Raw genomic sequence first — 18,014 nt, forward strand, 5'->3', positions numbered from 1 at the left:
GTAACTCAGTGCTAGGTTAACTAACAGTATATTAACGTTCAGAGTCGTTACGTTAGTAAGTTAACCCTTTTTCACGCAAAATAAGGACATATTATGCTGAAAACATTGATTAGTAGTGCAGTGATAACGCTAATGCTCACAGGCTGCTCGACTGCTGATAAGCAAGTGCAAGTCACCCCACAAATATCCCCACCAGCGCAAAGTGTTTTTAAAACTTATACTGCTGAGGACTTTTATAAAACCACCAGTGTGTTCGGCTCTTCTATCAACCATGATGGCACTGCAGTACTGGTAAGTAATGATAAAACAGGGATATTTAATGCTTACAAAGTGCCTGTAGACGGCTCTGAAATCACTCAATTAACATTTTCCACAGAAGAGTCAGTATTTGTAAAATCTTGGTTTCCCAATGACAATCGCTTTTTGTTTAGTGCCGATAAAGGAGGGGATGAGTTAGATCATTTGTTTGTACAAGATGTCGAAGGGAATCAAATCGATCTCACTCCAGGTGAGGGCCTCAAAGCCGTGATGTTATCCTGGCATGAAAATGCTGAGTCTTTCTTTGCGTTGACCAATGAACGTGATGCTAAATACTTTGATATTTATCAATACAACACTGACGACTACAGCCGTAACTTAGTGTACAAAAACGATTTAGGTTATACCGTTGAAACCATGAGTCCAAATGGCCGATTCATTGTATTGAGTAAAGACCATTCAAACAGTAATACTGACTTGTATCTCGTTGATTTACGCTTGAAGATGGCCAAACCTCGTTTAATTACCGAGCACCAAGGTAACGTTTCTTATTCCGCCTACACGTTTACTAAAGATAACGAGCAACTATTATATTCAACTAACGAATTTGGTGAGTTTAAGCAAGCGTGGGCATATGACATTGCAACGGGTTCTCATAAAGTTAATTACAAAGCGGATTGGGATGTTAGTTTTAGTTATTTCTCAAAAGATGGTCGATATCAAGTTACTGGGATTAATGCTGACGCACAAACGCAATTAACCATCACTGATCTTGTCGAGCAAAAAGAGCTGTCATTACCTAAGCTTCCAAGCGGCGATTTACGTGGCGTTAACTTTTCACAAGATTCTAAATCAATGGTGTTCTATATCAATTCTGATACCTCACCATCCAATTTATACAGCCATACCATTGGTTCTTCATCTGTAAAGCGTCTGACCAATTCTGGTAATCCAGCAATTTTGGAGCAAAACCTAGTGACTGGTGAGGTGGTGAGGTTTAAAAGCTTTGATGGACTTGAGATACCAGCAATTTTATATAAGCCCAAACAAGCTGAGTTTAAAAAGGTACCTGCGTTAATCTATATTCATGGCGGACCCGGTGGTCAATCTCGCAAGGGCTACTCTGCAACCGTTCAGCATTTGGTTAATAATGGTTACGCCATTATCAAAATTAATAACCGTGGTTCAAGTGGTTATGGTAAAACCTTTTTTCATTTAGATGATAAACGACATGGTGAAGATGATTTACAAGATGTGGTTTTCAACAAAAAATACTTACAAACCTTAAATTGGGTCGATGCTGACAAAATTGGCGTTATGGGAGGGAGTTATGGTGGCTACCTTACTATGGCGGCAATGGCGTTTACCGATGAGTTTAAAGTAGGTATTAATATTTTCGGCGTGACTAATTGGGTAAGAACCTTAGAGAGTATTCCGCCTTACTGGGAAGCATTTAGAAAAAGTCTTTATGATGAATTAGGCGATCCTGCCACTGATAAAGAACGCTTACATAATATTTCACCCGTGTTCTTTGGTCATCAAGTCAAAAGCCCTGTTTTAGTGGTTCAGGGGGCAAATGATCCAAGAGTGTTGAAGATTGAGAGTGATGAAATGGTTGAATCTATTCGAGCTGGCGGTACACACGTTGATTACTTGGTATTCGATGATGAAGGCCATGGTTTTAGTAAGAAAGACAACCGTATTAGTGCATCAAATAAATATTTAGTCTTTTTACAGCAGTATTTATAGCCTATTGTTGCAAGCGATTAGAAAGCCATTTGATTATCAAATGGCTTTTTTATTAGTTGTTATACAAGGTACTTTTTAATAAATTAAAGCTAAAATCATTATTAAGTCACTCACACTTATAGAGTAAGGATGTCAATTGAACACGGAGATCATTCATTCTGAAGCCCCAGATATTGTCGACCAACTGGTTGATGGGGTAAGAGCGTTTAACATAATGAATATGGGAAGTGAGCTATCAAAGCCATTAACTATTGTAATGCGAGATGGAAATGACAAGATCATTGCTGGTATTGCAGGTAGAACGATATATCAAAAATTTTTAATCAATGTGTTATGGGTAGATGAGACTTTGCGCAGCGAGGGATTAGGCCATAAATTAATGATACTGGCAGAAAAAGCTGCTATTGAACGTGGTTGCCTAGCTGCTCAAGTAGATACCTTAGCATTTCAAGCGGCAGGGTTTTACCAACGACATGGATTTGAAGTCATTGGTTCTGCACCTGCATTTGGTAAAAGTCCTGCACAATATTTTCTTTTTAAGCATTACGGCTAACTACTCAGCGTTAAAGGCATCAAGTAAACATTGATACTTGTCGATAAAATACTGATTTTTCGTTTAGGTAAGCCAATAATCGGTTCGTAAATTATTGATTAAAAACGGCCTAGGTAAATATCAGTATTGAGCGAGTTAATAATCGCCTTTTTTACGAGAGCGAGATGCTGTCTGTACTGAATTGATCATTTTCCCTAAGGCTTTATCTTTAGCGCGTTTTTGCGCTAATGTTGCCCCGTTTAATGCTTGTTCTCGCATTAGTTTTTGGTAACTAATAAGTCGTCTTTCAGTTAACTCACCTGAAGCAAGCGCGGCTTGAATTGCACAGCCTGGCTCCGCTTGATGTTGGCAATCTGAAAAACGACACTGCGATGCAAGTTGTGTTATTTCACTGAATGTTTCACTGACGCCTTGCTCACACGCACCTAGCTGTAATTCACGCATCCCCGGGGTATCGAGTATTAATCCACCACTTTGATCACCTCGAGACATCCATTTAAGTGCTCTTGATGTGGTTGTATGACGACCTTTACTGTCATCTTCTCGTATTGCGCTAGTGAGCTGAGTTGAACTTCCCAATAATCCATTGACTAAGGTTGATTTCCCTACGCCAGAAGATCCTAACAAAGCGATAGTCTGTCCTTGCTTGCAATAATCGAGTAGCGGTAATATTTCGGTTTCATCAAGAGCATTGACTGAATGCACCATCATTAAAGGATTCAATGATTGGACTAACTGAGTTTTATCTGCCACATCGTCACACTGATCTGCTTTAGTTAATATAACAATAGGAGTGACTTGTGACTCATTGGCCAGCGATAAATATCGTTCAATTCGACTTAGATTAAAGTCATTATTTAATGAGCAGACAATGAACAAACTGTCGACATTAGCTGAAATAAGCTGCGACTCAACCTTAGTACCAGGCGCTTTTCGTTGAAATACTGATTTGCGCTCAAGTAATCGAACAAACTTATGCTGTTGATCAAATAACACCCAGTCTCCAACACACAATCTATCAGTGACACTGGCTTGATGTGCCGTTTGCGACATTGCCCATTGACCGCTCGGGGTGAGTACGATCACGCCACTACGGTGTTGTTCAATAACTCGGCCAATAATTAGCCTATCATCTGCGTTGTCATTGCTAATTAATTCCATCTCTTCCAGCGATAATTGTTGCTGAAAAAAGGTTGCCAACCGAGTTGTATTAATGAAGGGGATTCACTCATTTACTGTCCTAATAAGGCGTCTTATGTGGTGTAACGTTAAGTATAGTCATCAGCTTAACTGTGCTCATTACGTGAGTCACTACTCGCGATAAATAGCATGTTATCAGATTACGAATTAACGACTTGTGACTATGGTAGCTAATTTAACTAGCGATACAGGGCGAGCAGCAAATATACTACACGTTATCAGTACGACGGCTTAATTTGTAGCCTAATTGAAGCCTGAAAATGTCAAACTGACTAGTTGATGGTATTTTGCTCAGTAGTGTTAATTAATTGCACTACAATAGCACAAGTGTGATTTGACATGTCATAACCCCACCCAGGATAAAAAACTGAACATGCTTTGTTATTAGGCAATAAATTTACGCTTAGTATCTTTTGAAACATATCCTTCTAAGCAAAAACTGAGTTTATAAAGTCTTTAATTACAATATCTTATCTTTATTCTTTGAGCATGGGATATTTTATCGTTGTAATGCTATGATTTTGAAAAAATGATTTATTCTGCTTTAACAAATTGAATAAAAATGACTCAAAATAGATATTGCAAATGCAAACATCATATGTTTACATAGTGGTTAATTTAACAAGTTTCACAAATCTGTAAACAAAATCGTTAGTAATAACAGATTGCAACTGTGGAATGATTATTAGCTAGTATTTCCTTAATTTATTCAGATGATTAAGGTTGAATTAAAAGGACGTCCTTCAATGAAGTCTATCGTTGCCAAGCCACTATTGGTCAAATCGATGTTTAAAAAAACTGCATTAGTACTTTGTATATCTCAAAGCTTGATGGCTTGCCAAAATAAAGAAGCTAATGCAGAGGTTGAGTCTGTTGTAAATAGCGCAACAGTAGAACAAGAAACATCTACTCAAATTTTGCCTTTCTCTGATCCAACCAATTCAGGTGGTTGGGTGCTTAATACTGAAATCAGTGATGAATTTGATGGCACTGAAATTGACCAAGAAAAGTGGTTTGTCCAAGGGGCAAACGGTGATTACTACATTTGGAAAGGTCGAGCACCGTCTCAGTTTGCTCCTCATAATGTGATTGTTGAAGACGGCTTTTTAAAATTACGTAGTCAGTGGGAACCTGATTTTGAATTTGCTAATGAAAACTACGCTGACGGCAAAGTCGATGCGAAATATGGTTCATTGGCTAATGGCGATCCTATGCCAATAACAACCGCAGCCATTGTCAGTAATAAACGCTTTTTAAATGGCTACATGGAAATACGTTCCAAAGCGGTTAACGCTTCAATGACCAGTGCGTTCTGGGCCATTGGTTATCAGTCTGAGTTAGATATTTATGAACAAATCGGTAATCCGAAAATCATTGGCGATATCAAACCTGATCAATCTAAGTCAACTGTTCATGATTGGAGCCCACCAGCAAAACGTCCAACTCGTGTATTCCATCACAAGGAAAATTTACCATATCGCGTTGCTGACGAGTTTCATATTTACGCAGCAGAGTGGGGCGAAGATTACTTAAACTTATATCTTGATGGAAAATTACTGCAACGCTTTACTCAAAAAGAGCTAGGCGATCGTTGGGTGCTTAATAACCCGCTTGAAATTTGGTTAGATTCTGAAATTTTTGCTTGGTTAGGGATGCCTAATAAAGAAGAACTTCCAGCTGATTTTGAAGTTGACTATATGCGAGTATGGCAAAAGCCTAACCCAGAACTTCTCGACCGTGCATTCTTCGGATTTGAAGGGCCTATACTGTTCCAAGAAAACAAACGTCCGCTTAAATTGGTACCTGAAAATTCTGAAAATAATCAATATCAAAAGTTTTGGGATATTGATGCTAACTCAGCAAACTATGCAACCATCACTAAAGAACAGCGAATCACTGGTTTACGTAGCCTTAAAATTGCCGCAGGCAAAGATGCTACAGATGAGCTAATCAAGGTTAGTTCACCTGAAAAAGCGGTGAGATTAGACAAAGGAGATTATCGTTTCTCAATGCGTCTTTGGGTTGATACTAGCAACTCTCTTAGTGAGTTTAACGTGACTGTTAATAATGCAAATGGTGATGATGCAGGCTTTGTTTTAGCACCATTCAATCTAAGCGAAATTGACCATGCGCACAAAGCACAATGGATTACAGTAAGCCAAGATATCAGCCTTAACGCGCCTGTAGCCAATGACGCTAAGTTAACAATCACGGTTGATCCAAGCCAGATTAAAGATGCGTCTGCATTGTTTTATATCGACGACATTTCAGTCGTTAAACAATAAGTTAAGCTGAAAGGAAAGCCACATAATGATTTAGTTATGTGGCTAATTTTAATGGATTTAAACCGCGTTAATAGCAGATAAAAATGTATGTTAGCGCAGTAATATACGAGATTGACTGAAGTCTGATGTATCGAGCGGTCTCAAGAGAGTGATTATGATATTTCACAATAAAACGACAGCACTAGCACTTGCATGTGTCACTGCCATGGCATTGAGTGTGTTACCGATACAAGTCAGCGCAAAGGATAGCGAGAAACAGCCCGACGTGTTGATTTTGATGTTTGATGATATGCGCTTTGATACATTCTCTTATCGTGATGGCCCGGTTAATACCCCTAATATTGATGCATTAGCGCACGAAGGCATCAGATTCGATAATGCGATGACGAGTACGGGATTATGTTCACCTTCAAGAGCCGCGATGTTTACTGGTCGCTGGGGACATAAAACGGGGCTTGATGACAACGTTGGCCTGTATCATTCTCGTTTAGACGAACTGCGTGTCGAAGAAGGTGGAGTCATCAGACGTGCCGTCGATGCCGGATATAAAGTAGGCTATGTTGGCAAATGGCATATTGGCGCACAAGGCCCTGCGTTAAGAGGGGCTGAGTTTGTTTATGGTCATGATAAAGATGTAGAGCGTCATGGTCGCCAATGGGCGCCTTACGAAACGAAAGAAAATATCGCTAAATTCAAACGTGGTGAACGCGATGCTAATGGTGAAAAGCACGAATATTACCGCACAATGCCAGGCACTTTTGAGGATACCAAAGCAGGTAAGGAAGTCCGAGAAGGGCAAAAAATGCTTAAAGCAGCGGCTAAAAAAGATGAGCCATTTTTTGGCATTATTAGCTTCGAACAACCACATCCACCATACCGTGTGCCAGAACCTTACGCGAGTATGTTTGATCCTAAAACCGTAAAACTTCCTAAAAACCATGGTGTTGAACGCGTTAATAAACCAATGTCTCAAGATGATATTTGGTGGCCTTGGCATGATGTAAGTCATATGACCGATGAAGATTGGCGCAAGTCACGCACCTTTTATTATGGTGCGATTGCCATGATAGATCATGCGGTTGGTGAGTTAATTAAAACCGCAAAAGAAGTTGGTATGTATGATGATTTACGCATTATCGTTATTGGCGATCAAGGCAGTATGTTAGGCGAGCATAACCTATACGATAAAGGCCCATATGCTTATGACGAACTCATGAGAATGCCACTTATTATTCGTGATCCGAATGTCGAACCCAAAATCATTGAACGCCAAGTGTCTATGTTAGATATCGCGCCTACGTTGGCTGATTGGATGACATTACCCAATGATGGGGACGTCGATGGCCGTTCATTAGTTCCCCTTATGGAACAAGGTGATATCGCTGATAGTAACAAAGCCGATATCGCTTTGTATGCTTACGAATGGTACAACGGCGGCTGGTTTGGTATTCGAGCGATTAGAACACCAGAGATGAAGTTTGTATGGAACCCTGGGGATAGTCGAGATGAGTTATACGACTTAAAAAACGATCCCTATGAAATGACAAATTCAATTAACGACCCTAAGTACAAAAAACAACTGAAACAGATGGTTAAGTATATGCATGATGAGCTTGTGAGAGTCGATGATCCTGCTATCACCAAATTTAAACAACATATGAAAGATATGTTGTAAACAGAATTTACGTTGGTCGGTTTGACATAACAATACTGATCACCGTAAACCACGGCATTCATTGCCACTAACCCCCTGTTTTAGATTGGAAACAGCTTTTGGCCAATGGCTAATAGCTGGGTTTTTGCGGCTCCAATGTTGGCAAAGCAGTAAAAATAATTTCAATTAGGAGACATTATGAATAGCGTTATTAATCAAAGCATAGGTAAAACAATTCAGCATTGTTTAATGGGAACTATGTTAACGCTTTCTATTGCATCAATGACTTATAGCACGTCAACAGAAGCTGCAAGTATTGGTAATCAAGGAAGATATTTCACTAACAAAGTGACTGGAACGTCAGAAACAGTCAATTTATCAGGAAACGCATCGCAGCAAACGAGTCAGCTGCAGGCTGCAATTAACCGTGCGAGTAATAAAGCAAATGGCGGTGTTGTTAAAGTTATGGGCAACGACATCAAATTAGCTCAAATCGATCTTAAAGCGAATGTAAGGTTAGAAATTCAGTCAGGCAAAACCATTAAAATGGCAGATAAAGTGCTATTTAACTTAAACCGCAATGGCCAAGGTCCCCGTGCGCCGTTAATGCAGAATGTTGAAATAACCTCAACGGGTAGCGGTCGTTTTAATATAGACGTAAATAAAAGTGCCATCTTCTCTAATGCTATTCCTGTCAGAGTGGGGTATGTCAAAAACTTCGCATTATCAAACTTTAACATCAAAGATAACTATTCTATTTTCCCTTCGTTATTTATGGTGGCAGACAGTGATGCAAGAACGGTGGCTAATAACGCAACTTATGGCCGGATCCCCGAAAAAGGCGTAGTAGAAAATATTTCTGCAACCAAAGTGGCAGCAGGCTATGCCCTAATTCAGCTATTTAGTGGTAAGAAAATGCGTCTTAAAAACTTAGACGCTGAGGGTGGGTTAACGATTAGGTTAGAACCTGGTAGTGGCCGTCCTTCTGATTATTTAAATCAGGCTGGGCCAAGAGTGGGTAACATCGCTGATATTAAGATGATTGATATTGAAAACACTGAAGGAATGGCAGCTTTGTTCCTCAAACCTCATCAAAAAATATGTTCAGACATTACCGGCTCAAACATTCGCGGCGTGAATAGTGCTTTTACTATTATGAGCAATTCCAGCGACTCTAATACATTCAGTCGTGGTTATTTTGAAAGAACAAAGTTTACTGGGCGTATTTCGTTAACTAAAACCAAAAATACACCATTGGCAGATATTGGAGCCTCTTCACAATATTTTGTTGAACCAAGTGAAAGTGTTGGCAGAACGAAAATTGCAGATTTTCCAAACGATCCATCAGGACGTCGTTGGCATACCAAGCCAATGGCACCAGTGTTAATAGCTTCGGCGTTAAATCGCAATACGGTTGGTACCTCTGCTAAAGGTCGTTTTGGGATAGATATTTCAAATGCCAATATTATTAAAACTGGCAACTATGAGCGTTCAACGAAAGTATTTTATCGTGAAGATGCAATAAAGCTGAACAATAAGCCTGCAACAGCCTGGATTAATAAATAATGCTTAATTGCCGTGAAGCAAACCATATATTGGCTTGTTATTAATACATAACCCAGTGCGGTAATTAACTTTACCGCACTGTTGATATTTGATGGGGCTATATGGATATCACAAACAAGCGAGTTCAGCTAAGTGCATTCACTGTGGTTTTGCTCATCCTAGTTGCCAGCTCATTTTCAAGTATTGCGGGATACCGATATGCCGTTATTTCTTTAAAGGGAAATCAGTTTATTACCGCTGCTGAAGAAGCGCATCATTTAGCTAGTGAATTGCATCTTGGTAATAGCAAAGAAAACAAACGCGCTTTACAGAGTCGTTCTTTCGCGGAGTTTGATGTTAATACATTGCCAAATAATGCCATAAATGAATTTACAACAAGCTGCCAATTATTGGTCGGATTAGACAATAAACTGAACAATTTACATACGGAATTAAATCTTATTGAGTTAATGGGTGAAATAAATTCAATAAAAAATGCTCAAGCTAAAAGCTTAGCAATTAACATCGTAGTTGAAGAAAGTGCTGGTTTTAAAGAAGAGGTAGCCAAGGGGTTATATAATTTTGTACTAGATAACCCGGATGATGAAATCGCATTCGAAATATTGGAACAAAAATTTTCACATAAAATAACCGCAGAGCAGCGACAAGCGTTAAGACGTCAATTACATGCAATGACACAGCCTGAATACATTAAGCGTGCTATTCAACTCACTAGTCAAACAGGGGCAATGACAGACGCTGAAACACAGTCTTTTAATCTGGAATATCTGCCTTTTTACGACTCTCCCTATGCTGAAGTTAGAGCCGCGGCAATAGAAGTGATTGGGCTTGTACAGCGAGAAGATGAGATTGAATTACTTGAACAAGCTTTGTTTGACGTTGATAACGATGTCAGTAATGCAGCCTTAACAGTGATAGGCCAAAGACAATTGAATGATCCTCAATTAATTAATGCCTTAACAATGTTACACGCACAAAATGGGCATAGTTTATCTACCGAGCATCAACAACATATTGAAGCTTTATTGTATGAATTTGGTGTCATTTGAATGAAGTAATTATCAGTAATACCTTGTGTCATTACAGAGAAGATTTGGCAAAAATATTAAATATAAATAATAACTTAGCGATAGAGAAATGGATGTTATGAACAATAAACGGATAAATAATATAGTTGAGGCTGTGAGTTATTGGCGTGGTGCGCTAATGGGGGAGTCGTTAACGCGTAATATCACAACTAACAATATGACTGCACTGTTAACAACGGCAATGCTGGCCATTTCTGTATCGGCAGAAGCTGCACCAGCGTTATCGGTTGATGCTAATACTGAAATAACGAAGGGTAAACAGCCTAATATTTTATTGATATTAACTGACGATCTTGGGTACAACGATGTCGGCTTTAATGGTTCAAAGGAAATTAAAACGCCTAATTTAGATCAACTGGCAGCGAATGGGACATCTTTTTCACAGGCATATGTCGCGCATCCATTTTGTGGCCCAAGTCGAGCAGCACTCATGACTGGGCGATACCCGCATAAAATAGGTTCTCAATTTAATTTACCGACTAAAGGCTCGTTTGTTGGGGTGCCGTTAGAAGAACAGTTTATTAGTAAACTATTACAAAGTAATGGCTATAACACCGGGGCTGTTGGAAAGTGGCATCTTGGCGAAGCGCCTGAATTCCATCCAAATGCTCGTGGTTTTGATGACTTTTATGGATTCACAGGAGGCGGTCACAATTATTTCCCACAACAATTCAAAGCGCAATATGCAGAGCAGTTAAAGCAGGGGAATACGAATATCAATCACTACATTTTACCTCTTGAGCATAATGGTAAAGAAGTAGACGAAAACGAATACATTACTGATGCTCTTTCGCGTGAAGCTAGCCGTTTTGTCAAAGACGCCGCTAAGCATGATAAACCTTTCTTCTTGTATCTTGCTTATAACGCACCGCATGTGCCACTTGAGGCGAAACAATCTGATATGGATCAATTTCCAACTATCAAAGACCAAAAACGAAAAACCTATGCTGGCATGGTGTACGCAGTTGACCGTGGTGTCGGTCAGATTGTTGAAACGCTCGATAAAACTGATCAGCTTAATAATACTTTAATCGTTTTCATGAGTGATAACGGCGGCAAGTTAAGTAAAGGCGCCAATAACTATCCTTTAAAAGAAGGTAAAGGCAGTGTTTATGAAGGTGGTTACAGAACGCCAATGTTATTCCATTGGCCTGACAAGGTGGCATCAGGGCAACGTTTTGAACATCCTGTTTTAGCGTTGGATTTGTATCCCACTTTTGCAGCGCTTGCTGGCGCTGACGTCCCGCAACAGAAACGTTTAGACGGTAAGAACATCTGGCCAGCATTCAGTGCCAATAAAAACCCTCATCAAGATGAATTATTTTATGTCCTTCGTCATCGCAAAGGCTATAGCGATGCGGCAGTGAGACGTAATGAATGGAAAGCTGTAAAACACAGTCAACAACCCTGGAAACTGTTTAACGTCGAAACTGATGCTAACGAAACTGAAGATCTCAGTTCAAAGCACCGCAATAAATTGAATGATATGGTTCGTGAGATGGAAAAGTGGAGCTGGGATAATAAACAGCCTTTATGGTTTCACGAAAACTTTGAAGGAGCGGAATGGCGTCTACATGGCATGCCACGTTTTGACAAAACTTACTCTACCGAAAAGTAATCACCACACTTTTCCGTGTTTAGTTAAGTCATCATCGTAAGCCCTTACGGTGATGCATTGCAGCAGGATGTACAAATGCATAATTTATCAAAGCGATCCCTTTCACTTGTTAGCCTTGCCGTTATGATGGCTATAGGCGGCTGTCAATCCACCCACGATAATAATAACATCGATAATGTGAAGCCTTTGCTGTCATTTAGCGACACTCACGAAGACATCAAACTAGAGAAAGTGAATCGCCGTAAATGGGATAACCCAGTCATTGCCGATTTTGATCAAGATGGCTTTCAGGATTTATTACTGACTGATCATGGATATAGCGTCAAACTATATTGGAACAATAATGGCGTTTACGACAAAGGTTATGATCTGATTGTCGGTGATATGCATGGTATTGGTGTAAGTGACTACAACAATGATGGCAAATTAGACGTACTTATTTCACGTGGCGGTGGCTCGGGTTCTAATGCTCGCAATGCAAAGCTTTACCATTTTAATGGCCGTGAAATCATCGAGGGAAATGAATTTAAACCACCGCTACAAAATTTACGAGGCCGAACCAGTAAGTTTTTTGATGCTAATAATAATGGCGACCTAGACCTGCTCTTAATGGGTTTTCCTTCAAGAGCAAAAGGGCCTAAGCCTAAAAGCGATTCTGAAAACTTTGTCTACAAAAATGACGGTAAAGGCAATATTGTACATGTGACAGATTTACCTCAAACCTATCAAGATGGACAAAAGGTACTTATCACGGACTTTAATCAAGATCAGATAGATGACTTATTAATTTATGGTCATAACAGACTGATTGCCCTTAAAGGCACAGGGGATTATCAATACCAAGATGTTACCGATACTTTATTTGAACAGGATATTAGGCATGTTACTGGTATTGCTGAAATAGATTATGACAATGATGGCGACTTTGATTTATACCTGACAAGAGCAAGGCCATTAGAAGCGGGTGACACCTTTTTCGATGAAAAATCTAACACTTTTGCGTTTTATACAAAACGTGGCAAATTTCGGTTTAAAGACTTGGTCATTGGCGACACTTTCGAGTTAGAAAACTATCAATCACCTTATCCGAGCCAAGATATTTTTGTGGGTGAAGGTACTTATAAATATCAATTTGAAGGTGAGCGTCATCGTGGCCAAAATGTCAAACTTGTTAGCAGTAATGCCTTAGGTTGGCCGGATAAACTACCTAATAAAGGCATGTATGTCGGATATATAGGCAATGACACTTGGCGGATTGCTGGTAATACATTTTCGCCGACCACTGGTGTTATAAAAGGAGTAAAACAGTATGATGCGAATGTGCAACCTAGTGCACCGACTGATTTACTATTAGAAAATAAACACGGACGTTTTGTTGATGTGACTCAAAAAGCTAATTTAGCGTTCAACGAGCATACTTCAAGTGTGACCGTTGCCGATTTTAATAATTCGGGACATCAAGATTTATTAGTCATAAAACAAGGTGACTTATCAACTGAAACAAGTCAATTGTTATGGCTCAATAATGGTCAAGGGCAGTTTACCCTTGCAAAAGGGCATGGAGTCGTCTCGAAAGAATTAGGCGCGCTAGGTGCTGGCAGTGATAGCTTTGATTATAACAAGGATGGTTTTGTCGATATCATTTATGCTAATGAACGGGGTCAATGGCACCTATTTAAAAATGAGTCGCTAATGAAAGACAATACCAATTATGTTGTGCTAGACATTGGCAATTCGCCATCAAACGATGCCACAGCTATGGGAGCTGTGGTGTTATTGAAGGCATGTGGCCAAACTCTTTCACGTAAAGTCGGTGCAACAGGAGCGCCGTATACTCAGTCTTATAATAAGCATTTACACTTTGGTCTAGGCAGTTGTGAAAAAGTGGACTCTGCTCATGTTAAATGGACTAATGGTGAAAATCTAAAACAAACTAATATCAGCATGAATCAAATCAATGTCGTCAACTAAACCTATCAATACGACTAAGTTAACAACGCCTCGATAATATCGGGGCGTTTTTATTGGTAATAAGGGTTGGTGAAATAATCATCATAGCTTAGGATGATATAAGTCACTGTTTTTCAATCTAAGAAGTTATGGCTTATATGATTGCGACGCAGTATTCAATGGTAATAAACACAATATTGATTGGCTTAAACCTCGCACTTTTTGCCTTAATGACCTCAATATGGAGATTGAGTTATGTACGAAGAGTTAGCAATTTTAACTATTTTTGCTTTCAGTTATTGTTTAATCGCTGGCCGAGTCGAAAACTCGATGATTTCCGGGCCTATGGTGTTTGTGGTTGTTGGTTTTGTATTAGGGCCTGAGATGCTTGGTTGGTTAGGCAAAAGCGTTGATGGTTCAGGCATGAGAGTATTCGCAGATTTAACCTTAGCTGTCGTGTTATTTTGTGATGCGTCAAACAGTAATTTATCCATTTTAAAGCGCCATATTGCGATTCCATCAAGAATGCTGCTTTACGGGTTACCTGGTGCTATTTTAATGGGCTTTGCTGTTGGATACTTATTATTTCCTAATTTGAGTGTTTACGAAGTCGCAGCCCTTGCGACTATGCTGGCAGCGACAGATGCTGCGTTAGGTAAAGCCGTAGTGACGAGCCCAATAGTGCCATCAAAGTTGCGTGAAGGGTTAAATATTGAAAGTGGCCTTAACGACGGCATATGTGTGCCTATTCTGTTCGTATTTCTTGCATTAGCAGCGGGCAGCGTTGTAGAAGGGCAAGTGACCCATATTGCATTTGAGTTTTTATTAGAAGAACTAGGTATTGGCTTAATCGTTGGGTTATCTGCCAGTTATTTGGCCAGTAAACTGATTCATTACTGTTATAGCAAAAATTGGATTACTGAAATTTGGAGCCAAAATATTGTTCTTAGCTTAGCGCTTTGTTGTTTTGCTATTGCGCAATCATTAGAGGGAAGTGGTTATATCGCAGCGTTTTCGGGCGGATTATTATTTGGCTACTTAATGAAAGAACACAAACATAACATGATATTACCCACTGAAGGCATCGGCGAGATTTTAGCGCTACTAACTTGGATGCTCTTTGGGGCGGTGATTATCAGTCGTGCGTTTGAAGCATTTACCTGGACTATGTTGATTTATGCGTTGCTAAGCTTAACGGTAGTGCGAATGTTGCCAATATTCTTATCCCTAGGCCTTAAAGGGGAAAACGTGGCGTCACGGTTATTCTTAGGCTGGTTTGGTCCTAGAGGGCTTGCATCAATCGTGTTTGTTGTCATCATGCTCGAGCGAGATTTACCGGGCGGAGAGTTCATGGCAATGACAGTAATCTGTACTGTGTTTATTAGTTTAATTTTGCACGGTATGACAGCAAAACCATTATCGAAATGGATAAGCAGCCGAGTGAATTAGGCCAAGACAAAGCGGCATAGACATGAGTCTGCATGTAAATCTGAGACAGATGCCTATGCCGCGAATGATAGCGTTAGTTAACTAGCTGCATAATGATAACGATAATAAGTAGTGGACAAATAAATTTGACGTAAACAGGCCATACTCGCCAGAACAAGCTATCTGCATCTACGCCTTCTTGATTGGCAATATCTTTTAATAAATCATTTCTATGCCATACCCAGCCAACAAATACCGCAATCCCCAAAGCAATTAATGGCTGAGCTCTTTCAGTTGTCATGGTAATAATAAAACCAAATAAACTAGCAAAATTAAACACGATTAATGAGGCAAGGATTGCAATAACCCCGCCGACCAATAATGTCGCCTTATTTCGGCTAATAGTGGTTTTTTCTACTATGTAACTGGTGGGTACTTCTACAATAGATATCGCTGACGTTAAGCCTGCTATGGTCATTAAGGCAAAGAATACAATAGCCAGTATATATTGACTATACCCACCAATTGAGTCGAATAATGCCGGTAATACTGTGAACACTAATGTATCAGAATTGAGTAAACTGCTGTCTTCTGCAAATATTTGCACCCCATTATGTTGTGCGACATACATTGCTGGAATAATCATCAGCGCGGCCAGAAATGCTACTGAGGTGTCCGTGAGAGTCACGTATGCAGTAAGCTTGGCTAAATTTTCTTGTTTATTTAAATAAGCGCCATAAACCATCATTGCGCCCGTACCCACAGATAATGAAAAAAGGTTTGCCCTAGTGCGCTAACCAAAACATCAGTATGAAATACCATAGTAAAATCGGGTAACAATAAGGCTTTTAATCCCTCAATTGCACCAGGCTGACTCAAGATATACATCGCACCAGCAATAAGCATGATTAACAGTAGTGGCATTAATCTTTTTGACCAGCGTTCAATACCCTGTTGTACACCTTGTCTGATGACTAAGATAACTAATGCAATAAACACTAATGTGAACACTAAATTACGTGATACTGAAAATTTGGTGAGCCAAGCAGAAAGTGATTGCTGTTGAGTGAGTTCTGCAACGGGGGCTAATGCAAAACTAACAAACCAACCAGATAAAATACTGTAAAAAGTACAAATGAGCGTAGCGGTAATGATGGAAACAAAGCCAATGGCTTTACCTATTTTTCTTGAAAGGGCATTTGAGCCAAGTTTTGCCATTGAATCAGCTGGGTTAGTTTGACCATGACGACCGACCATTAATTCCGCCATCAACATCGGGTAACCCAGCAATACGATCAGTAACGCGTAAACTAACAAAAATGCACCACCGCCGTAGGTCGCCGCTTGTGTTGGAAACCCCCAGATATTGCCCACTCCTACAGCTGAACCTGCTGCAGCCATAATAAAACCGATTCTTGAACTAAATTGTCCGCTTGTATTCACGCTCATGGTTACGCTTAACTCTATATGTTAAAAAAGAGAGCGCATCATAGTGAAAATCAATAATGGGTCAATAAATTAAATAGCTTATTCGGTAAGTTATCGTGCAATAAATGATATTTTTAGATTCTATTTTTGAAATAAAATTCTTTTATTTGGTCGATTCTAGCAATTTGTTGTTATGTTTTTATCAATTGCGTTAACTGACGCAATTTAATTTGAGTTAAGTGACTTAGACAAAGTGAGAGTTACTTCACAAAGGTCAGGGTCAACCCATAGGAATTGCAGTGGTACTTTTTACTTTTTTGAGTACGAAACTGGATTGAATACCCACAATATGCGGGTTTGTGGTCAACTTATTAAGTAAGAACTCTTTGTAATCTTCCATATCCTTAACTAAGACTTTGAGTTGATAGTCAGCCTCACTGCCCGTGATCAGACAGCATTCTTGCACTTCATCATACTCACTAATGAATAACTCAAATGCGTTTAATACGTCACTTGCATGTTTGGCGAGTCTGACTTGGATATAAACGGTGAGTTTTAGGTTAAATTGTTCAGGATTGAGTAATGTTGCATAACCATTGATATAACCCGCCTCTTCAAGAGATTTAACTCGCCTTGAGCAAGGAGAAGGTGACAAATTAACCTTTGCAGCTAGATCTTGATTTGAGAGTCTGCCATGGGTTTGCAATAACGATAATATGGCAAAATCTGTGGGATCTAATACTAAGTTGGTCATAGTCTATTCAGCACTCTCGTTAAGAAATAACAACATGGGTTAATGTGAAAACGACATGTTCATTAAAACTAGTAAAGGTTAATTATAAGCGGGTTAGGACTTATTGTAATTAACTGAGTATAGCCAGTAAATACTGTTACTCATTGACTCATTTGCAATAATTAAAATCGAACCAGTAACCAATAAGCATGAAGCTGACTTCACGCGGGGAGTCGCTCAGAAAGCTTACATGCTTATTCGTTAAAACTTAACAGAAGGGCGGATACCGAGTGATACCCATACTGGCAAACAATAACGTGATGCTATCGAGTAAAACCTATTAATTTAAGACGGTAAAGAATAAATACAAGCCTTAATGAAGGTAATACACCAGAAGGTTGAATATTAAAATTACATTATGATATTTAAAGAAAAATCGACAACGAAAGTTGCAGAAAGGGATGTAAAATACGTTGTCGATTGCTTAAATACAGCGGTTAAATA

General features: G+C 39.4%; 11 protein-coding genes and 1 pseudogene. 9 read left to right on the plus strand and 3 right to left on the minus strand.

Going from position 1 to position 18,014, the window contains the following annotated elements:
• Window positions 1-93: 93 nt before the first annotated feature.
• Both ACGEDC_RS18295 and ACGEDC_RS18300 read left to right on the plus strand, forming a co-directional pair.
• Window positions 94-2,007 (plus strand): S9 family peptidase, encoded by a 1,914-nt coding sequence (locus tag ACGEDC_RS18295; protein ID WP_394494929.1) that lies wholly within the window; start codon window positions 94-96, stop codon window positions 2,005-2,007.
• A gap of 136 nt (window positions 2,008-2,143) precedes the next feature.
• Window positions 2,144-2,560: a GNAT family N-acetyltransferase gene (locus ACGEDC_RS18300; RefSeq protein ID WP_055024043.1), complete on the plus strand. Its 417-nt coding sequence runs from the start codon at window positions 2,144-2,146 to the stop codon at window positions 2,558-2,560.
• A gap of 135 nt (window positions 2,561-2,695) precedes the next feature.
• Here ACGEDC_RS18300 and rsgA read toward each other — a convergent pair whose 3' ends face one another.
• Complete coding sequence (gene rsgA / locus ACGEDC_RS18305; protein WP_394494932.1) at window positions 2,696-3,721, minus strand: ribosome small subunit-dependent GTPase A; 1,026 nt, start codon at window positions 3,719-3,721, stop codon at window positions 2,696-2,698.
• 785 nt (window positions 3,722-4,506) lie between these two features.
• On the opposite strand from rsgA, the gene ACGEDC_RS18310 reads away from it, so the two are divergent.
• The 7 genes from ACGEDC_RS18310 to ACGEDC_RS18340 all read left to right on the plus strand — a co-directional run bounded on the left by ACGEDC_RS18310 (window position 4,507) and on the right by ACGEDC_RS18340 (window position 15,370).
• A complete protein-coding gene (locus tag ACGEDC_RS18310; RefSeq protein WP_394494934.1) occupies window positions 4,507-6,045 on the plus strand; it encodes a family 16 glycosylhydrolase in 1,539 nt (512 codons plus the stop codon).
• Window positions 6,046-6,199: 154 nt separating this feature from the next.
• Complete coding sequence (locus tag ACGEDC_RS18315) at window positions 6,200-7,720, plus strand: sulfatase-like hydrolase/transferase (protein ID WP_394494936.1); 1,521 nt, start codon at window positions 6,200-6,202, stop codon at window positions 7,718-7,720.
• Window positions 7,721-7,897: 177 nt separating this feature from the next.
• Window positions 7,898-9,265: a hypothetical protein gene (locus ACGEDC_RS18320; RefSeq protein WP_119969546.1), complete on the plus strand. Its 1,368-nt coding sequence runs from the start codon at window positions 7,898-7,900 to the stop codon at window positions 9,263-9,265.
• A gap of 101 nt (window positions 9,266-9,366) precedes the next feature.
• Entirely contained in the window at window positions 9,367-10,314 is a 948-nt protein-coding gene (locus ACGEDC_RS18325) for a HEAT repeat domain-containing protein (protein WP_394494939.1), read from the plus strand.
• A gap of 97 nt (window positions 10,315-10,411) precedes the next feature.
• On the plus strand, window positions 10,412-11,971 hold the full coding sequence (locus tag ACGEDC_RS18330; RefSeq protein ID WP_394494941.1) for a sulfatase family protein: 1,560 nt from the start codon (window positions 10,412-10,414) through the stop codon (window positions 11,969-11,971).
• 75 nt (window positions 11,972-12,046) lie between these two features.
• Window positions 12,047-13,942 carry a CRTAC1 family protein gene (locus ACGEDC_RS18335; RefSeq protein WP_394494943.1) on the plus strand — a complete coding sequence of 632 codons (1,896 nt, stop codon included), beginning with the start codon at window positions 12,047-12,049 and terminating at the stop codon, window positions 13,940-13,942.
• Between the two features lie 234 nt (window positions 13,943-14,176).
• Entirely contained in the window at window positions 14,177-15,370 is a 1,194-nt protein-coding gene (locus ACGEDC_RS18340) for a cation:proton antiporter (RefSeq protein WP_394494945.1), read from the plus strand.
• A 73-nt stretch (window positions 15,371-15,443) separates the two neighbouring features.
• Here the strand turns inward: ACGEDC_RS18340 and ACGEDC_RS18345 are convergent.
• A pseudogene (locus tag ACGEDC_RS18345) lies at window positions 15,444-16,798 on the minus strand (sodium-dependent transporter).
• A 259-nt stretch (window positions 16,799-17,057) separates the two neighbouring features.
• Window positions 17,058-17,531: an Lrp/AsnC family transcriptional regulator gene (locus ACGEDC_RS18350; RefSeq protein WP_055024035.1), complete on the minus strand. Its 474-nt coding sequence runs from the start codon at window positions 17,529-17,531 to the stop codon at window positions 17,058-17,060.
• Between the last annotated feature and the right edge of the window lie 483 nt (window positions 17,532-18,014).

Origin of the sequence: Shewanella sp. ENK2 (assembly GCF_043568515.1) — a bacterium.
Taxonomy (GTDB): domain Bacteria; phylum Pseudomonadota; class Gammaproteobacteria; order Enterobacterales; family Shewanellaceae; genus Shewanella; species Shewanella japonica.